Annotated in this window: 16 protein-coding genes; 10 read left to right on the top strand and 6 right to left on the bottom strand. The window is 54.0% G+C overall.

Annotation, left to right across the window (positions count from 1 at the left end; translation table 11 throughout):
• Positions 1-141 precede the first annotated feature (141 nt).
• Entirely contained in the window at positions 142-993 is an 852-nt protein-coding gene (locus tag AABZ39_18335; protein MEK6796741.1) for an AraC family transcriptional regulator, read from the bottom strand.
• A gap of 169 nt (positions 994-1162) precedes the next feature.
• On the opposite strand from AABZ39_18335, the gene AABZ39_18330 reads away from it, so the two are divergent.
• Positions 1163-2143, top strand: a complete 981-nt coding sequence (locus AABZ39_18330) for a sugar phosphate isomerase/epimerase family protein (protein ID MEK6796740.1) — start codon at positions 1163-1165, stop codon at positions 2141-2143.
• On the opposite strand, the gene AABZ39_18325 is transcribed toward AABZ39_18330, so the two are convergent.
• The gene (locus AABZ39_18325) at positions 2140-2856 is read right to left on the bottom strand and encodes a hypothetical protein (protein ID MEK6796739.1); all 717 of its coding nucleotides are present in this window, start codon (positions 2854-2856) and stop codon (positions 2140-2142) included. The genes AABZ39_18330 and AABZ39_18325 overlap by 4 nt on opposite strands.
• A 4-nt stretch (positions 2857-2860) precedes the next feature.
• Positions 2861-3751 (bottom strand): AraC family transcriptional regulator, encoded by an 891-nt coding sequence (locus tag AABZ39_18320; GenBank protein ID MEK6796738.1) that lies wholly within the window; start codon positions 3749-3751, stop codon positions 2861-2863.
• Positions 3752-3883: 132 nt separating this feature from the next.
• Here AABZ39_18320 and AABZ39_18315 point away from each other — a divergent pair, with 132 nt between their 5' ends.
• The 6 genes from AABZ39_18315 (at position 3884) to AABZ39_18290 (ending at position 11528) form a co-directional block, all read left to right on the top strand.
• Positions 3884-6238, top strand: coding sequence for a sugar-binding domain-containing protein (locus tag AABZ39_18315; protein MEK6796737.1), 2355 nt, complete (start codon positions 3884-3886; stop codon positions 6236-6238).
• A gap of 250 nt (positions 6239-6488) precedes the next feature.
• A complete protein-coding gene (locus tag AABZ39_18310) occupies positions 6489-7910 on the top strand; it encodes a sulfatase-like hydrolase/transferase (protein MEK6796736.1) in 1422 nt (473 codons plus the stop codon).
• A gap of 23 nt (positions 7911-7933) precedes the next feature.
• Positions 7934-9034, top strand: coding sequence for an SGNH/GDSL hydrolase family protein (locus AABZ39_18305; GenBank protein ID MEK6796735.1), 1101 nt, complete (start codon positions 7934-7936; stop codon positions 9032-9034).
• 72 nt (positions 9035-9106) lie between these two features.
• Positions 9107-9619 carry an emopamil-binding family protein gene (locus AABZ39_18300; GenBank protein MEK6796734.1) on the top strand — a complete coding sequence of 171 codons (513 nt, stop codon included), beginning with the start codon at positions 9107-9109 and terminating at the stop codon, positions 9617-9619.
• A complete protein-coding gene (locus tag AABZ39_18295) occupies positions 9616-10419 on the top strand; it encodes an SDR family NAD(P)-dependent oxidoreductase (GenBank protein ID MEK6796733.1) in 804 nt (267 codons plus the stop codon). The genes AABZ39_18300 and AABZ39_18295 overlap by 4 nt, the downstream gene beginning before the upstream one ends.
• 17 nt (positions 10420-10436) lie before the next feature.
• A complete protein-coding gene (locus AABZ39_18290; GenBank protein MEK6796732.1) occupies positions 10437-11528 on the top strand; it encodes a serine hydrolase domain-containing protein in 1092 nt (363 codons plus the stop codon).
• A gap of 19 nt (positions 11529-11547) precedes the next feature.
• On the opposite strand, the gene AABZ39_18285 is transcribed toward AABZ39_18290, so the two are convergent.
• Both AABZ39_18285 and AABZ39_18280 read right to left on the bottom strand, forming a co-directional pair.
• Positions 11548-12732: a hypothetical protein gene (locus AABZ39_18285; GenBank protein MEK6796731.1), complete on the bottom strand. Its 1185-nt coding sequence runs from the start codon at positions 12730-12732 to the stop codon at positions 11548-11550.
• A 9-nt stretch (positions 12733-12741) separates the two neighbouring features.
• Positions 12742-14097 (bottom strand): CsgG/HfaB family protein, encoded by a 1356-nt coding sequence (locus AABZ39_18280; protein ID MEK6796730.1) that lies wholly within the window; start codon positions 14095-14097, stop codon positions 12742-12744.
• Positions 14098-14147: 50 nt separating this feature from the next.
• On the opposite strand from AABZ39_18280, the gene AABZ39_18275 reads away from it, so the two are divergent.
• Positions 14148-14819, top strand: a complete 672-nt coding sequence (locus AABZ39_18275; protein ID MEK6796729.1) for a hypothetical protein — start codon at positions 14148-14150, stop codon at positions 14817-14819.
• Between the two features lie 58 nt (positions 14820-14877).
• On the opposite strand, the gene AABZ39_18270 is transcribed toward AABZ39_18275, so the two are convergent.
• The gene (locus tag AABZ39_18270) at positions 14878-16653 is read right to left on the bottom strand and encodes an ATP-binding protein (protein ID MEK6796728.1); all 1776 of its coding nucleotides are present in this window, start codon (positions 16651-16653) and stop codon (positions 14878-14880) included.
• 334 nt (positions 16654-16987) lie between these two features.
• Between AABZ39_18270 and flgN the strand changes: the two genes are divergently transcribed.
• Entirely contained in the window at positions 16988-17491 is a 504-nt protein-coding gene (gene flgN, locus AABZ39_18265; GenBank protein MEK6796727.1) for a flagellar export chaperone FlgN, read from the top strand.
• Between the two features lie 69 nt (positions 17492-17560).
• On the top strand, positions 17561-18609 hold a 1049-nt coding region (gene flgK / locus AABZ39_18260; protein ID MEK6796726.1), incomplete at its 3' end, for a flagellar hook-associated protein FlgK.

The raw sequence follows: 18609 nt of genomic DNA, 5'->3' as shown, positions 1-18609 counted from the left end.
CGATCTGCAGGCAGTCATGCACATGGAGCTCATGCTGCCGCAGCGGTATCGTGTACTGTACCGCCTTGAACGGATAATAGGGGTCGAAGGTGTTGAGGTCCGGATAACGGTGCGGATCGCTGACGTGTGTGATCAGTGACACTATCGATGTCCGCCGCGGGGCGAGGTCTTCTCAGGATGCCACGCTGCTTTGACCGATGCCCGGTAATCGGAAGGGGTGACGCCCGTCATCTTTTTGAAGAAGCGCGAAAAATAGAATTGATCGGAGAATCCGAACGCATCCCCGATACCGGAGAGCGGATCGCCCGAATGATACAGCGCCTCTTTGATGCGGTCCGCCTTTTCGCGGAGAAAGTATTTTTTCGGCGATTCGCCGAACTGTTCCTTGAACTGTGCCGCGAAATTCTTCGGCTTCTGCCCGCTGTACGATCCGTAATCCGCGAGCGAGAATTCACCGTTCAGGTGCTCGTTCACGTACCTGAAGAACGGCTCGAATCGGCTGAGATCGTCCCGTCGATGCGCGATAAGCGGGAACAGCTCTCCTGAAAAGAGCGAGAGACAGCGAAGTACGTTCGCCCGCGCGGAAAGGATGTCCGGCGCATGTGCCGCATCGGCGGAAAGCCCCGCGATCATCGCCCGGGGCGCATCAGCGGTAAGCGGCCGTGCGTCATGGAACACTTCACAGCCGTTCATCTGCGCGCGGAATTGGAAATAGTATTTATAGAGCGGCTCATTGCCGTGTGCCAGCATGCTGCCGCCGGCGGGGAAGAAGTATGCGTTCCCCGGCGTCATGATCGTGTCCCTGCCGTTGTAGCGAAGACGTCCTCGCCCCTTCAGTATGACATTGATCTCATTGCAGAAACTATGCCTGTCCTCGGAGCGGAAATCCTCGTCCAGCATGACTTTTCCAAAACCGAGAAGCGTTATGTTCATCGAATTAAAGACATCGTTCTCGAACGAACTGAGCCCGACGGTACGGATACGGCTGTTCATGTCCCGCTCTGTGCCAAGGGGCATGCGCATGGAATAATTGTTGTCCTTCGGCATGTATCGATTCTAGTGAGAATGTAAGAAATGTCAATGGAAAAAGTGCAAATACACCGGCGTTCCGTCCATGTACCCGTGCCGGGGATATGAGTACCTTTATCCGCAAGGAGCGCCTATGAAAAAATACTCCATCATACTCGGCAATCTCGGCAATACCTGCGATCGCTTCCTCTCAAGCGGATATAAAGAGTCGCTCGATAAGGACGTCATGCTCGAGCAGGCAGCGTCCATCGACGGTGTGAGCGGCATAGAACTTGTCGGCACGTGGGATGTTACGAAAGAGACCGCGTCCGCTATGAAGAAAAAGCTCGCTTCCCGAAAATTGAAATGCGCATCCATCATCCCTGATCTTTTTTCGCAGAAGCGCTGGGGCAAGGGATCGCTTTCTTCCGCGGACGCATCGATACGCACGCAGGCGCTTGATGAGATGAAAGCGGCCGTCGACATGGCTCACGATATGGAATGCGATATGCTCACCGTATGGCCGGGGCAGGATGGATACGATTACTGCCTTGCGGCAGATTATATGGAAGAACGTCAATGGCTTATCGATGGCGTTCGGACCGCGGCGCAGTATGCAAAGCAAAAGGGCGTACGGCTTGCGCTTGAATACAAGATGAAAGAGCCGCGTACGCATTCGTATCTCGCACGTGCTGCGGATACGCTTCTCGTCGCGATGGAGACAGGCATGGATAATGTCGGCGTTGCCATCGATACGGGGCATGCATTCCTTGCGTATGAGAATGTGGCGGAGTCGATAGCGATACTGTCACGTGCCGGCAAGCTCTATCATATGCATTTTAATGACAATTATAGTTCGTGGGATGATGATATGATAGTCGGCTCCGTGCGGCTCATCGAATATTTCGAGATGATGTTCTGGCTTGAGAAGACAGGATACAATGGCTGGTATTCCATGGACCAGTATCCGTATCGAGAGGACGGCTGCGAGGCGGTGCGATCGAGCGTGCTGTTTGTTCAGCGAATGCAATCCATATTGGAACGCGTGGGAAAGGCTGCTGTTGAGGCGCTGATAAAGAAGCGCGATCCCGTCGCTGTCGCTGCTTTTATCCGGGAGAATCTGATAGCGCACTAGGGCATGAACATGAAAAGGCTCACGACCACCGATGCGACCATGCAGAGGCATATCGGCACTACCCATTTATTGAACGCGTCCTCTTGTGCGGCTTTTTCCGGGCTCGCCTTCGAGAATATCGATGCGCCTAGGAGATGACTGGCCCATGCCGCGACCTGTATCACCATTGCCGTGCACGCTGCGATACGCAGAACGTCCGACGTGAGCGAAGCGACATAGGTGATGAACGGCAGGAGGAACTTTACCGTATACCATGCAGTGAATCCGAAGAATGCCAGATACGCGATGCCGATACCAATGAACGGCTTGATGTCCTTCATGTCCTTCGCTTCTTTGCTGAATCGTATCGGCATCCATATCATCACGGCGAGGAAAAGCAGCGTCTGCGTTATCATCGATGAAATGAACACCGTGTATGCAGAGATGAAGATATTCCCCGTCGAGGCGAAGAATGAGAGGAGAATGCCGATGACAGTGCCTCCGGTAGCCTGCAATGCGCCGAGAAGCCGTGTCGGGTATCCGATCTGATCGATCGCGACTATCATGAGCGCCCAGAGGCAGCCGGCGAAATAGAATATCCCCGCGTCGAGGCCGGAGAGGGGAACGCCGGATTTCCTGATGTAGAGTATCGCAAGGGGCATGACGGCGGATATCCAGAGTATGTGCGACATTCTGAGCGTTCCGTATGCGATGCGTTTCAATCCGGAGAACATGATCTCATCCTTGTGCCGATCGTACATACGCCTTCGGGGATACGCCGACAGAACGCTTGAACAATGCGCTGAAATAGTAGATGGTGCCGAAACCGAGCGTGTTCGCCGTCTCGCCGACGCTTTTCCCGGAACGCAACAGCCGCTTTGCCGAATCGATGCGCATGCGGTTCATATACTGTACGATCGTCGTTCCTGTTTCTGCTTTAAAACGCCTGCACAGTTCGGCGATATGCATGTCCGCGAGTTTCGCGAGCGATGTAAGGGGCATCGCCTCTGCGTGATGCGCTTCGATATGACGTTTCACCCGGCCGATAGGAGTTTCGTCCATCGGCGCTTTCGCGGTGCGTATGACGCGCGCGAGGAGCTCAGCGGAGCGGTGATAGATTATCTCCCGTGCATGCAGGCGGTTCTCCGTGAGCTCTTCGCGTATGTCCTCGAAGATGGCCGCCGTCCGCGGCGACATGCGGAGGCATGCATGTTTTTCATCACCGAGCACGCCTTTCATATCGGCAAGGTGAGCGTCTATCGATTCGATGATACGAACGGGGTCGAATGCGTGATGTGAGTATCGCGGATGTGAAACTGTCGAGTATCTGGCCCTGACGACTTTTTTCCCCGTCTGAACGCCGATCCAATAATAGGACAATACGTTCGATTCGGCCATGAAACAGTGCTCTGCGTTCGGTGCGATGATGAGAAGGTCTTGCGTGCGCACGGGTATCGGTTCTCCCCGCTTCTCTATCTGTATCGCGCCGCTCCCGCCGGTGAAATAAAAGAGCTCGTAGCCGTAGTGATAATGCGGGACAGGATATGAAGTTGCGCCGCCGCTTTCATAGCCGAAGTGGGTGAGGCGGGGATAGTCCTTTCGCGGGAATTCGAAGTGCATCTCTACCATGCGGTGAGGGTATCATGATGGTTATAAAAACGCAAATAATGGTAATATCTGGCAAATACAAGTCATTGGCGGTGATTATTATATCGGCATGGCAGCGATGTGCTACTGCTGGAGCTGCAGCAAGGAGCATCTATGAGAACGATCCCGCTCACTTCTGAATGGTCACTATCATTCGCTCACCCGGGAACGGGGAAGAAGCATAGTATTTCGGCTTCGGTGCCGGGGAATTCCGCGATCGATATCATGCGTGAGAAGATCATCCCGGACCTCTATATCGGTGCGAACACGCTTGCCGCCCAGGATTGGGAGCGTACCGATATTACCTATACGTGCGAATTTACAGCGCCGAAGATCGCATCAGCAGAGCGTCTTGAGATCGTCTTTGAAGGCATTGATACCGTCGCCGATATTTCTGTGAATGGGAAGGCAGTTGCATCGGTAGAGAATATGTATATACCCCATGCCATCGATGTCACCGATGAGGTACGGAGCGGGAAGAACACGCTTACGGTTCATATCAAGAACGTCATCGATTTCGCCGCCGCGCGCATGAAAGCGTGGGGGACGACATCGCTTGAGATGGGCCATTTCTGGGACAAGACGCCGCTCTATGTGAGGAAGGCACAGCATATGTTCGGATGGGACATAGCCCCGCGCATCCTCTTCGGCGGAATATGGCGGCCGGTGTATTTCCGTATCCGCTGCGAAGAGGAGATCCTTCCCGATGATTTCTATCTTGGAACACGTTCTATCAATGCATCGGGCGGTCGGGCCGAGATAGAGATATCGTTCGGATGCTCCATTGCACCCACTGTGAGCGCGGGAAGATATGAGATCGATATCACAGGCGTGTGCGCCGAAAGTACGTTCACCGTCCGTATGAAACTCCTTTCGCCGTACGGCAAATGGTATGCTTCCGTCATGAAGCCGAAACTCTGGTGGCCGGCTGGGTACGGGGAACAGAATGTATACGCTGTTGCCGTGCGGCTTCTGCGCGATGGGAAAGAGGTCGATGCATGGAAGACGCGCGCAGGCCTCCGTGTGCTTACGCTCGATTTCAACTGCGATACCGTCGACACTTCAAAAAGCCGTTTCGGCTTCATCTGTAACGGCGTTCCTATAATGGCTCGCGGGAGCAATTGGGTGCCCGTCGATGCGCTTCACGCATGTGATGAGGAGCGCATCCCGAAGATACTCGGCATGTTCCGCGATACGCACTGTAACATCGTCCGCGTCTGGGGCGGCAGTGTCTATGAGAGCGATACGTTCTACGACCTTTGCGACGACTACGGCATACTTGTCTGGCAGGATTTCATGCTCGGCTGCGCGATGTATCCCCAGCACGAGAAGTTCCGCCGCATCATAGAGGACGAAGCGGCATGCATCATTAAAAAGCTCCGCCATCATCCGTCGATAGCGCTCTGGGCCGGTGATAATGAGATCGATGCCTTTCTCGCGTGGCGATACAGCGTTCCGTCGGTACAGCCCTCGGACAATATCATCTCCCGCCGCGTCCTCAAGGAGGCGGTCGTGCAGTATGATCATTTCCGTTCGTACCTGCCAAGCTCGCCGTTCATACCCGATGTGCTCTATCATGAACGGCGCATGGATGACACCCCGGAGCAGCATCTCTGGGGTCCGCGAGGTTATTTCAAGGCGGATTTCTATGCGAAGAATACCGCGGTGTTCGCGAGCGAGATCGGCTATCACGGCATGCCGGCGAAGAAGAGCATGGAGCGATTCCTCTCGAAAGAGAAGGTGTGGGGATCGTATAACAATAATGAATGGATAATCCATGCAGCGAATTTCGTCGATACGGAAAATTCGTCGATGGGGAAGCGCAACTATCTCATGCGCGATCAGGTCCGCCATCTCTTCGGCGATTCGGTCGACATGGATAATATCGATGATTTCATACTCGCATCGCAGATAACACAGGCGGAGGCGAAGAAATATTTTATCGAGCATTTCCGGTCGCGGAAGCCGAAGAAGACCGGCATCATCTGGTGGAATATGATAGACTGCTGGCCGCAGTTCTCCGACGCGATAGTGGATTATTATTTCGAGAAAAAGATAGCCTATGAGTACATCAAACGCGCGCAGGAGCCGGTGTGTCTCATGGTGAGAGAAGATGGTGTGAAGCGCGAGCTTGTCGCGGTGAACGATACGCTGAAAAAAGCTGCCGGGACATGGAAGGTCATGGATGCGGCGAATACCGCCGTCGCCGCGGGTGACTTCTCCGTCGACGCGAACGGCTCGGCCGTGCTTGGTGATATTCCGAAAGCAGAGGGATTTCTCCACATTGAATGGACGATCGATGGGAAGACATGTTCCAATCATTACGTGAATGTCAATTCCGGCCCGCAGTACACGTTCCGTTCCGAAGTATATGGCGGGCGCGAGGAGCATATCGCCGCGGCATGGGATTTCAGCGAATATCGTACGGTGATGCGATCGCTTATTGATGAAAAGAACGGGATAGAATAACCATCGGCGGTCGCCCGGGAAGGAACAATGAAACACCGACATGTCATTCTCATCATGGCCGATGAAATGGCTCGGAATATTCGAGCGAGACCCCGACGCTTGCGCACATGCTCCGGCATGCGGGGCATCGAACGGTGCTTGCCGGGAAGATGCATTTCCTCGGTCCCGATCAGCTTTATGGCTGCGAAGAACATGTTGACTGGAATTATTCGCCGCCGTATCATACGCGGACGCACTCTGTGAGGTGACCATGAAGAATGCGCCCAATATTCTTTTCCTGTTCAGCGATCAGCACAGCCCGCATATCATCGGATGCGGGGGAAACGCCATAGTCAGAACACCGAATCTTGACCGAATGGCATCGGAGGGCATGTACTTTCGAAACGCTTATTGCCAGAATCCACTGTGCGTTCCCAGCCGCGCATCGCTTCTGTCGGGGCGGCATTCAAAGTCGCTCGGTATCTACGAGAACAAACAGATCATGGAAGCGAACAGCATAACACTGCCGCGCGTTCTTGAGGAGAACGGCTACCGCACCTGTCTTGTCGGAAAGGCGCATTTCAACGGGGAGCAGTTTCATGGTTATCAGCAGCGGCCCTATGGCGATATCTATGGGCAGGCTCATCAACCGGATCCCTGTCGAAAACCTGAATACGGCGCAGCCGGGCTCGGTGGTCTATTGGGGAATACGGGTCCGAGTGAAATACCTATCGCCCTTACACAGACCGAGATATGTGTCGCTGAAAGCGTGAAATGGCTTCAGGTCCATAAATCACTTCATGTCGATCAGCCGTTCTTTCTTTCGGTGAATTTCGACAAACCTCATTTTCCCCTGCGCCCGCCGAAGAAGTACTACGGTCATTACAAAGGGAATGTCTCCCTTCCATCTAGCATGAATGGTCCGGATGAAGTCGTTCCGTTCGTTGCCGAGGCGCGCCGCAGATTCGGCACGAAGGATGCGGATGCTGCGCTCGCTGCGCTCGAATCATATTATGCATGTGTTGAGTGGATCGATGATGCTATCGGCAGGATTCTATCTGCGCTGGATTATCTGGATATGAAAGAAAACACCATAGTAGTTTATACGTCCGATCATGGCGAAATGGGGGATGAGCATCGCATATGGAACAAATCCGTTTTTTATGAGGCATCAGTGCGGGTGCCGATGATGATGCGTTTCCCCGGGCGAATAAAGGCGGGTACGTGCTGTGGGGACGTTGTCGGCCTTATCGATATTTTTCCCACGTTATGCGAACAATGCGGTATTGAAATACCATCGATTTGCGAGGGGGTGTCGTTGAAGGATTGTATACAGAGCGGGAAACCGCTCGGAAGAGAATACTTGTATGCAGAGAGCGCCATGCTCGGCCAGGAAGATCTTGCCGGGTGTATGGTGCGGCACAGGCAATGGAAATATAACTATTACCTCGACGGCACGGAAGAACTTTATGATATTGAGCATGATCCGAATGAAATGGCCGATGTTGCCAAACACAAGGAATATCGTATAATCGCCGATGCCCTTCGTGAAAAGGTGATCGCATTTTGGGATCCGGAGCAACAATATACGCGTTGCCGCGCAACACCGGCAATGGCGCGGGAAAAACATTTTTATCCGTTCTCGAATCAGTTCATGTCCTGCGACGGGACGATCGCCGATGCAAGGCCGTAACAGAAAATTGATGGAGTAATGGTATGACACTTACCGACGCAATGTTCTCACGCGCGTATATCGCTCCCGGCAATAGGGCGCGCATCGATCGGTTCTGCGAACGCGCAGAGCGCGGCGAATCGCTCGTTGTCGGCGCCATCGGAGGATCGATTACCGAGGGCGCGAGCGCAACGGCTCCCGAACGCCGGTATATCGATCGCATCGCAGCGCGATTGAGCGAACGTTTTCCGTCGGCGCAATTCACGATAGCGAACGCCGGTATCGGCGCATCGAACAGCCTCTTTGGTGCGTTCCGCGTACGGAAAGATCTTTTCTCCCGCGAGCCGGATATCATTTTCATCGATTACGCGGTGAACGATGCGACGAATCCCGACGTCGTGCATCCGTATGAGTCGCTTATCCATGCATGCCTTTCCGCGCCGAAGGGACCGCCGGTGATATTATTGTTCATGCTTACCGACAATGGCGCCAACAGACAGGACCTGCAGATCCCCATCGGGCGTCATTACGATCTCCCGATGCTTTCCGTACGTGATGCCGTGTGGCCTGAGATAGAGCAAGGCGCTTTGCGCTGGAGCGATTATTCACCCGATACCGTCCACCCCAATGACGCTGGTCACGACATGATAGCCGATATGGCGCTTCGAGCAATGGTATCTGACGGAAAAACAGCAAAGGTCGCACCGCTGCCGGAGCGTCTGAATGCGGCGTCGGCACAGTTCGATAATGGTTCCATCATCGATGCGAATGTGATGAAGGTGCTTAAGAACAATGGGTGGAAAAAAGGGCCGCATAAGGCGGGATATACGGGGTTTCAGAGCGATACGCCGGGGAGCGAATTTACCGCGGCGGTAGAAGGCAGCTATATCGCAATAGGATACAAGCAGTATCGCGGTGATTTCGGGATTATCGAAGTGATCGTGGATGAAGGATCACCGATCATCCTTGACGGCTATTTCGTACAGGAGCGCATCATCGCCTGGGCGGGCGGGCATACGGTTATCGCGGTGTTGACGGCGGATGCCCCGCGGGGGGGACATACGATACGTGTTCGGCTTACCGAGAGGCGGCATGAGAAAAGCGGCGGGCATCAGTTCGATGTGGGGTATTTTCTCGTATCATAGCGGAGGCGAAGCGCATCTTGCGAAAACCATCCGCTCTGCTACAATCGACGCACCAAAAATAAAGGAGCCGCTATGGACCGCGTTGTTATCCCGTTTCGAGAGAGAATGTTCGATCTTGTCTTCCTTTTCTTTTTCATCATCAACATCTTCTTCATCACCTATATCGTCGACCTTGAACAGCTCGTTATCCCGGCCGTGAAGGGATTCACGTATCCCGTTTGGCCGCCGAAGATATTCGTCGACCTCGTGCACTGGTTTGGAGGCAATTTTGATCCGTTGCTCATGGCGCGTCCTGTCTGGTGGAAGATGACAATATGGATCGATGTGATAATCTTTGGGCCGTTCTACATAGCGGCGCTGTACGCGTTCATACGCGGGCGGGAGTGGATACGCATCCCCGCGTTCATCGCGAGCTCAATGCTCATAACGAACGTGATAATTATTCTCGGGGAGGAAGTGTGCGGTGCGCATGCGACGCCGCATCTCCCGCTCGTGGTTGCGCTGAACCTGCCGTGGCTGCTCTTCCCGATAGCGCTCATCATACGAATGGCATTGAGCGAGCATCCGTTCACGCGGAAGAAATGAAACGCCTGGAACGATACGGGCGATGGGCGATAGTCGTCGGTGCATCGGAAGGCATCGGCGGCGCATATGCCGAATGTTTTGCGGAGGCGAAGCGCGATCTTGTGCTCATCGCGCGGCGAAAGGCCGTCCTCGAACAGCGTGCGCACGAACTTTCATTGCGATACGGCATCGGCGTCCGCACGCTTTCCATCGATATGGGAAAGTCCGGCAGCGCAGAGCACATCGACAAGGCAACAGCATCGCTTGATGTCGGTGTTCTTGTGTACAATGCCGCTCTTTCGCTCATCGGTCCGTTCCTCGATCATCCCCTCGACCGGCATCTCGTTGAGATCGATGTGAATTGCCGATCGCCGCTTTCGCTTGCGCATCGATTCGGGAAACGTTTTGTCAAACAGGGCAGGGGAGCGATAGTGCTCATGTCTTCCATGAGCGCAACGCAAGGGTCGCCTTATATCGCGAACTATGCCGCGACGAAGGCGTATAATCTCGCTCTTGCCGAAGGGCTCTGGTATGAATTCGCTTTGCACGGTGTGGATGTGATCGCATCCTGCGCCGGCGCTACCGATACGCCGAATTTCAGGAAGAGCTCGCCGACATCAGCGATGGGCGCCTTGCCGCCGAAAGTTGTTGCCAATGGAACGCTTCGTATGCTTGGACGAACACCGAGCTATATTCCGGGACGGGTAAATCGCCTGCTTGCATTCATCATGCGGCGAATTCTTCCGCACAAGTTCGCGGTCAATGTCATGGGAAATACACTTTCATCGATGTACGGGATAGCAAAACGTAAAAAAGTCTGATATTCAGGAGCAGCGCCATGGATGTGAACGATCGCGTGCAGAAAGTCATCGACGGCATCGTGTCGCGCGGCAATGAACGCGCACTGCAGGTGGCTGCGTACTGGAAAGGAAAGCTCGTCGTTGATACATGGGCGGGTGATATCGATGCAACATCCGGGAAAAAGATCGACGGCGATACGCTTTTTCCCGTTTTTTCCACGACGAAAGGCATAGCCGCCACCGCGATACATATTCTCGCGGAACGCGGCATCATCTCCTATGATGGACCCATCGCTCAATACTGGCCGGAATTCGGATGTAACGGAAAAGAAAAGATAACGCTTCGACATGTGCTCAGTCATACCGCTGCGCTTCCGCATATGCCCGACTGCAAAAGACCCGAAGAGCTTTCCGATTGGGACCACATGTGCCGGCTTATCGCCGAGCTTACGCCGCTCTGGGCGCCGGGGACGAAGACGCAGTATCATGCCATCACCTATAGCTGGCTTCTCGGCGAAACGGCACGCCGCGCCGACGGCCGCGATTTCGGAACGATAATTCGCGAAGAGATATGCACGCCGCTCGGTTTGGAGAAGTCGTTATTCGTCGGTTTACCGGAAAGCGAGGACGATCGCGTGGCGATACTTGAAGCGAACCCGAATCCTCCTCCGCCTCCCGACCCACCGCCCCCGCCAGATCCTGTCGCCGCACGGGCCATCCCTCCGCTCGTATGTCCTCTGGAATTCTGGATGAACAAGAAATTCGCTCGACGCGGATGCATAGCGGCTTCGAACGGGATCATGACGGCGCGGGCTATCGCGAAACACTATGCTGCGCTCATCGGCGACGTAGACGGGGTGCGGCTTATCCCCGAATCCCGTCTTAAAAAAGCGCTTGAAACGCCGAATACCGGCGAACCGGAGAATGTCGTCCGCGGGCTCGGTTACAGCGTATGGGGAGCGAAGGGCGGTTTCGGGCACGGCGGGGCAGGCGGCTCCACCGGATCGGCTGACCGACGGGCACAGCTTACCATCGGCATGGCGAAGAACCGCATGGGAACCGGTGCGGGTGAATCGAGAACTGCGGGAGAGCAGATCGTGAGCGAAATACGCGCGGCGCTTGGGCTATAGCAGGGCATGCTCTTTTCAGTTAAAAAATGCGATAGACAACGCCCATCGCTATTTCAGCGGCCAGCGGCGAGTTGAAGCTTATATTGATGCCGTTTTCCGGGGTATTGGCACTTGCAGGGATGCTCCATGGCAACGCTATGGTACAGGAAAGCGTCACACAAAACCCATAGGCGATCTTCGCTTCAATGCCCGACCGCACCGCATGTAACAGAGGCGTTTGCTGTATCGGCTTAATATCGCCACCGACACCGTCCGTGCCGGCACCGGCGACGGCGACCGCACCGGCGCTTCCGGCCGACCCGAACATTACCACCTGCCACCCGACATATCCGCGGAGAATATCATGATGATCGCCGAAAAGCAGTGAAATTGGAATAGTGGCGTCGACCGTTGCAGCAAGGCCCGACTTCATTGTCTGTGTTGGAATGTTTGCTCCCGGGGTTGCATTTGATCCGGCATACTGGTTTGTGAAAATGGCGGTGCCGAGGTCAAAGCTGCTGACCCCGAGCCCCCCGCGGAGAGTGACAGCAGTAGACGGGATATTCAATGTAACACCCAGCAACCCCATCGGGGTAATCGATGGGCGTCCGGGCGTGAGCTCACGCGACCAGGGGGTCCATGAAGCGGCGCCGGTAGGCTGTGCGGTGAGGGTGCCAATCGGCCGAAACCACGAATAGACCGGATATTGTATCGCTATCTCGATGCCGATGAGCGGGCGTTCGTCGTAGGCGTATTCCTCAGCGAATATTACAGCGCCGGTAGCGACATTGACGCCCTTGACGGTGATGGTCACACGATCGCCGAATATACCGCCGACAGACGGGTAGACGAAGAAAAAAGCGTCGACGCCGGCGATCTTTCCCGCCTGCTTGACGCTCGCAACATCGATGACGCCGGATGCGGATAGTTCTATCTCGCTCATCGATGCCTTTATTCCCTCATCGCGCGACGCGACAGCGAAACCGACCGTACGCATCGTTCGCTCCATGGACTTTTTCAACGCGGCATCGCCGTATCGGTTCTCTTTATCCTTAAGCACAGCGTAGATGGAAAGCGTTTTGACGCCCGTGCTCAACTTCGTCTTAAGATCGATCCCGAACGGCGTAAGGGCCTTCGCCATCATCGCATCGTTTGCGGCGAAAACGGCACCTGCGCACAGGATTGCGGTGATGAAATTCAATCCGTTGAATATTTTATTTCTCATATTGTTACCCTATTTCACAAAAAAGTATGTCAGGCCGAAATTGAATAATGACCGTGTCGGCAGGATAGTCTGCGTGACATAAAGGCCGGCGGCTTTCGCGTCCAAAATGTAGGAATATTCGGCGAACACAGTAATATCGCGGATCGGCGCGAACTCAATCCCCGCCAAAATCGCCATGCCCGCACCCCCGACGTTCAGAGATCCCCACTCCGACTTGAATACAAGTCCGAACGATTTTAATCCCACCCCGCCATATATTCTGACGATGTCGAGCGGTGAATTGAACCATTCAGCCGGATGCACTTTCACAAAAAGCGGATATACGCTGCTCAGGGTCGTCGATTGCAGTGAATAATGAATTATATTCGTCCCCTGTGGCACCGCAGTTGTTCCGGGGGTAGCGCCAAGAAAATCGCCTTGAACCTGGAACGTAAATCCGATCTCGACAGAAGAAAACCAGCCGGGCATTTGCATGCCGATACCGAGGGCACCACCGAGTAAATGGCCGCTGGTGGCCGGCAATATTGTGTTTCCGGAAGTGTCCCCGAAATAATCGAGAGTTACGCCCGTGGGAAGCCCGTATACCGCAGAGACCCATATCCGTAACGGCGAATAATATTCACCGGAAAGATCGTCTTCCCACGCAACCGTACTTCCTTCCACCGTCGTCAGTTTGATCGATGCCTCAAGCCTGCCTTCCCTCGGAGCAGTAAGCTCAACGGTAAGGAAAGCATCAACACCGAGGAGCTTGCCTATTTTGGATTCGTCAGCGGTTGCGCCACTCGCGGAAAGCTCCTGCTCTTTCAGCAGGATCGCAAGCGCCTGCCGTTCGACAACCGTGTACCCTGCGCGAGCGATGAGCGTAATAAGCCTCGCTTCGAATACCTTGTCGTTTATATCAAAAGCCCCCGTTACCGATACCCGCTTAACGGCGATGGTCTTCACCCCGGAGATATCGGCATGTTTCATGGACCCGGGTACGAAATCGAAAAGACGGCTCATGAGCCTGTCTTCATCGGGCAGCTTTTTTCCGGTCGGTTTTCGATCATCTACCGCGGCGGCACCCGGTTCACGCTTTGCTTCTTCGACGATGCGTTTTATCCTGTCCTTCTGCGCAGTTATCACGCCGAAATTATCGGTCTTTATCCGAACGCTTTTACCGTCGTCGGCGTCCTTCGTTTGGCCATGAATGACATCGCCGTTCTCGAAGATGATCACTTTTTCCGTCTGAGCTGTTAACGGCAGAAGTAGACACAGCAGTACAGCAATTCGTCGCAGCATTGGGGGGCCTCCAACGGTCTGGCTAAAGGGCAGTATATAGGGAGCAATAAAAAACGCAATTGGATCATCGCGCTCTTGACTCAATCGCGCAGAACTTATATAGTGCCGTGATAGAATGGATATGGCGGTGTTCTGTGGAAAACGATAAGTACGATTATTACGGCGAACCCGAGGACGAAGACAGCGTGCATGAGGGATTGCGTGTATCACTCAGGGAGCTTGAAGAACTTCAGGCGAATGTCGAGCGTTCGATAATACATAATGAGGTGCGGGAAGAGGCGTTCATGCCGTGTCTCATCGAAACGGTATTACACGCGGCGTTCAGGTATTTCCCCGAGCTTGCCGAGCGCAGGGAGGAAACGGCACGGTCGCTCGATGCGGCATGCCGCGAATGCGATGTATGGTTCGGCATGATCGAATCGGTTTTCCGGTACTATCTCAATGATCCCGACCGACCGCCTGCCGGTGTCATCGATCATCACCTTCCTTCCGACGATGAGATAATCGCTGAGGTGAACGGTATATTCGATGAGATCAACGCCACGAACGAGCGGCGGGCGGAACTCATCGATGATTTCGTTAACCAGAGGAAGAACGACAGGCATTACGCGGCGTTCCGTTTTGTATTGCACCGGGCCGTAAAAACGGCCGTGAATCGCTTATTCCCCGAGGTGCAGGACCTCGACGCCAACGGCCTGCGCGAACTGGATCATACGCTGTGGGTATTCGCGCTTGAGCTGTCGGATGAAGTGTATGCCGCTGTCGGAAAATACTGTATCGATCCGTACGATGTGTCTGCGGATTAGCGGACGGGATGCGCGCTGGATCGATGCTTTCAAAGTGCCGCGGAGCGATGGTCCCGTTCTATAAGTTTTCTTCGGTGTACAGAGTAAGTTCTATCATCCGTTCAAGCAATTTCGCCGCTTCCTGTCCCATGAAATTATGCAATACCATTTCCTTGCAGAAGAGGCGAAGGATATAACGGATCTTCCGCGACGCCGCTTTTGATGCAAAGATGAAATCACCGTGGGCGCTGTTGATGTATATAAGGTTCTCATCAGCGTCGAATCGCGAACGCCAGAGCTCACCGGGTGCGCGCTGATAGGTATAGCCGGGCAGCCCTTTTTTCGACGCGTCGCCCGCTTTCTCGATGATGGAGTCAGTAACGGTGACAAGCGCTTCGGCGGTAACGGAAACTCCCGCCTGCGCAACGCTCGCTTGTATCGTTGTGATCCCCGGTTCATTCGCTGCGCTGTAGACGATATTCGATGCAATCGTATTGTCTATCGTTCCGCCGCCGTCAGTTATCTTCCATAGGAATGACAGATCGCTGTCTACGGCGATGCCTTTCCTGTCGTACGCGCGTACCGAGAGTGATTTTGTTTCTCCGACGCGGATAATGGCCCGGCGGGGCGACACGGCTGCCTTGTACAGCGGCCCCGGATGTTCAAAGAATTTTTTTTGTTCGTTCTTTTCGGCGGCACTATTCGCAGTTGATCCGACTTCCGTTTCACCCGCGGCTGCGCGGCCGTCATTCGCTTTTTCACCGCCGTATGCCGCAAGCCAATCGTATTCCTCGCGCGGGAGGGCGGTGAACGCATCGCGGAATGCTTTTTCCACTGTTTTCTGTATCGTTTTTGCGGATTCTTCCTCTTCCATGGCACGCTGCTTGCCGACGTACTGCATGAGTTCGCTTTCGAGTGACTCAGCGCTTTCGATAAAAGCCGCGAACGATTCATCACGTATGATGCCGTCTCGTGTCCCCGGCGTGAGATTGAGGTATGGCGCATCAAGGAGGCCTTCGAGCATGCCGCTTGTCCAGGGTTCACGCGCGAATTCATCAAGCCGTGTTATCGCATCAAGTACGCGCGTCCCGTTTCGGTAAAGCCCGACCGCTTTGCCCGTTTCCGCTTTTGTAAGGTAGAGCTCATGGTAGAGCTCGCCTTTCGCCGATGGTTCGGCCTTGAGCGCATGAAGGAGCTGCCCGGAGAACTCGCGCGGTACGACGGGCAGTTCTTTGCGGGAAAGTTTATCGATAATGGTCACTGCTGCGCCTGAACGCTTTATCCTGTCGCGCAGTTCGCTCGCGAGATAATTCTGTATCTTCTCCCCGGAAAGCGACCGTATCCCCGCAAGGAGCGGCGCGATGTACAATTCGGTCCCTTTGGATGGCACGAGCGCACGCTTCGGTGTTATGCTGAACCCCTGATTGTCCTTCTCCATATGCATCTGTGCGGACTTGCCGTTCTCGCCGGTGGACGTCATGGTGAGCCGTTTGCCGATAGTCCAGAAGCTGAGAAGACCGATGCCGAATTCACCCTGCAGTCCTGAGGCACCGTCCTCTTTCAGCTTGCGTTTTATCGAATCGCAAATGTGCGTTGCCACATATTTGAAATTCGGATTTCCTTCTTCATCAGGTGGAATGCCGTTGCCGTCATCAATGATGCGAAGGTAGGTTTCCCCCTTATTCTTCCCGCGCACGATCTGTATATTCGCCGCTTTCGCGTCTATGCTGTTCTCGACGAATTCGGCTATCGCTTTGAGCGGATTGTTCTGTGAGAGCGCGATGATGGTAATGGCGTTCCAGCTGTCGCCGATCTTAAGTTTTCCGACGTCATGCGATTTTTTGGCTTTTGGCATGCGAGGAGTATATCAATTTCTTATCGAATTGGCAAATCTCCAGATAATTAACTGCCGAAAAATCGAAGAGAAGAATTAACCACGAAACACACGAAAAGCACGAAAGTGGAGAGGAAACACAATCTTCATTTTCTCTTCTCTTTTTCGTGTCTTTTCGTTATTTTCGTGGTTCAATCCCCCAGCCGTGTCTTCTCGGCATTTTTCCAGTGATATCAGTAGTGTCTCTATATTCCCTATGCGATAATTAGGGTTTCTTCCATATAAAATAATTCGCTAATCCCTTTTTTCATCCTTCCGACAATAATACAGTAAACCGCTTTGCCGGAGGACTGCCATGGTACTTGACGACATTCGAAAACTTGAGGTTGTCATTGAACACGAGATAACGGTGTACGGCGAGATACTCAATTATGAGCACAAGAAGGTGGCCGTTATCCTGAACAACAAGCTCCAGGATATGGACCTTCTCTGCAATTATCAGACATCGCTCATGGGCAAGGCACGCGAGCTTGCGGCGATGAAAGCGAAGATCGTTGAATCGATAGCCGCCGAGCGCTTTCCGCATCTCCTCGGCAAGGTATCGGTAAGCGATGTGATAAACCGCATCCCCATAGCCAATACGGTAACGCTCGCGGCGAAGCGCCTCGAATTGAACGCGTTGATATATCGCCTCCGCGGCATGAACAAAGTGCTTCCTCGCCTGCTCGAACAGGGGCTTTCGATATTCAGGAATACCCGCGATATGCTCCGCAAAAGCAAGAAGATAGGCTATAACAATAAGGGTGTTGAGGAAGTGTTCCGCGGGCGGCTGACGTCGCTTGTGAGCAGGCATGCATAATTACGATCGTAGCAGAACACGGGGCTGAAGCCCCGTGCACTCTGAAATTACAGTGTGATGGAGTAGATCATGGAAAGTTCATTCATGGGCATAGAGATGAGCAAGCGGGCGCTCCAGCAGTTTCAGACCGCGCTCAATACTACCGGCCATAATATCTCGAACGTATCGACCGAGGGCTATTCGCGGCAGCGCGTCGTCATGCGCACGCTCGAACCGCTCTATGAACCGTCGCTCAATCGCCCGGAAAAAGCGGGGCAGATAGGTCAGGGCATGGAGATAACCGATATTCAGCGCGTACGGGACGAGTTCATCGACAAGCGCATCAATTTCGAGAAGGGCGCGCATGGTTATTGGTCCATGCGCGACCGCTATCTCACGCAGATGGAAGCGGTGCATAATGAGCCGTCCTCCCTGAACCTGAGGAGCGATCTCGACGCATTCTGGGTGGGCTGGCAGGAATTGGCGAACAATCCCACGGAAATGGCGACGCGAAGCGCGCTCGTGGAGAAATCGGACCGCATATCCAACAGCATACGCCATATCTACAGTCAGTTCAAGGACCTCCGCGACAATGCGAACCTCATGATAGAGACGAAGGTCAACCGCATCAACGAGATCGCACATTCGATACGCGATCTGAACGAACGCATACTCAAGTCGCAGGCGATGGGCGATAACCCCAATGATCTCCTCGACCGGCGCGATCTGCTCCTCGAAGAACTTTCATCGATGGCCGATGTCACCATATCGAGCAAGGACCCTGATGAGATGATCGTGTACATCGGCGCCCGTCACCTGGTGCAGGGCGAACTCGTCTCCGAGCTTGCCGTCGACCGCGACGGGGCGAACAGCGGCTACTTTTCCGTACGCTGGAAGATAGACAATGAGCGCACCGAGTTCAAGGGCGGTGAGATGAAAGGGCTCCTTGAGGTGCGCGATAAGGACCTTGTCAACGCGATCAATATGACCGATGCGTTCGCGGCGAACCTTGCCGATTCGGTGAACGAAGTGCATCGCACCGGCTTCGGGCTCAATCATGTCACCGGCATCGATTTCTTTAAGACCATACCGCTCGCTACCGCCGCCAACGGCGATTACGATGTGAACCAGGACGGCAT

Source organism: Spirochaetota bacterium (assembly GCA_038043445.1).
Taxonomy (GTDB): Bacteria; Spirochaetota; Brachyspiria; order Brachyspirales; family JACRPF01; genus JBBTBY01.
The sequence above is the reverse complement of the archived record's forward strand: the minus strand, read 5'-3'. Positions and strand labels throughout refer to the sequence as shown.

Excerpts from the sequence above, each read along its gene's own strand:
- AABZ39_18330 (MEK6796740.1), top strand. The coding sequence starts at position 1,163 with ATGAAAAAATACTCCATCATACTCGGCAATCTCGGCAATACCTGCGAT.
- AABZ39_18325 (MEK6796739.1), bottom strand. The coding sequence starts at position 2,856 with ATGTTCTCCGGATTGAAACGCATCGCATACGGAACGCTCAGAATGTCG.
- AABZ39_18290 (MEK6796732.1), top strand. The coding sequence starts at position 10,437 with ATGGATGTGAACGATCGCGTGCAGAAAGTCATCGACGGCATCGTGTCG.
- AABZ39_18295 (MEK6796733.1), top strand. The coding sequence starts at position 9,616 with ATGAAACGCCTGGAACGATACGGGCGATGGGCGATAGTCGTCGGTGCA.
- AABZ39_18300 (MEK6796734.1), top strand. The coding sequence starts at position 9,107 with ATGGACCGCGTTGTTATCCCGTTTCGAGAGAGAATGTTCGATCTTGTC.
- AABZ39_18305 (MEK6796735.1), top strand. The coding sequence starts at position 7,934 with ATGACACTTACCGACGCAATGTTCTCACGCGCGTATATCGCTCCCGGC.
- AABZ39_18335 (MEK6796741.1), bottom strand. The coding sequence starts at position 993 with ATGAACAGCCGTATCCGTACCGTCGGGCTCAGTTCGTTCGAGAACGAT.
- AABZ39_18315 (MEK6796737.1), top strand. The coding sequence starts at position 3,884 with ATGAGAACGATCCCGCTCACTTCTGAATGGTCACTATCATTCGCTCAC.
- AABZ39_18285 (MEK6796731.1), bottom strand. The coding sequence starts at position 12,732 with ATGAGAAATAAAATATTCAACGGATTGAATTTCATCACCGCAATCCTG.
- AABZ39_18320 (MEK6796738.1), bottom strand. The coding sequence starts at position 3,751 with ATGGTAGAGATGCACTTCGAATTCCCGCGAAAGGACTATCCCCGCCTC.
- AABZ39_18270 (MEK6796728.1), bottom strand. The coding sequence starts at position 16,653 with ATGCCAAAAGCCAAAAAATCGCATGACGTCGGAAAACTTAAGATCGGC.
- AABZ39_18310 (MEK6796736.1), top strand. The coding sequence starts at position 6,489 with ATGAAGAATGCGCCCAATATTCTTTTCCTGTTCAGCGATCAGCACAGC.
- flgN (MEK6796727.1), top strand. The coding sequence starts at position 16,988 with ATGGTACTTGACGACATTCGAAAACTTGAGGTTGTCATTGAACACGAG.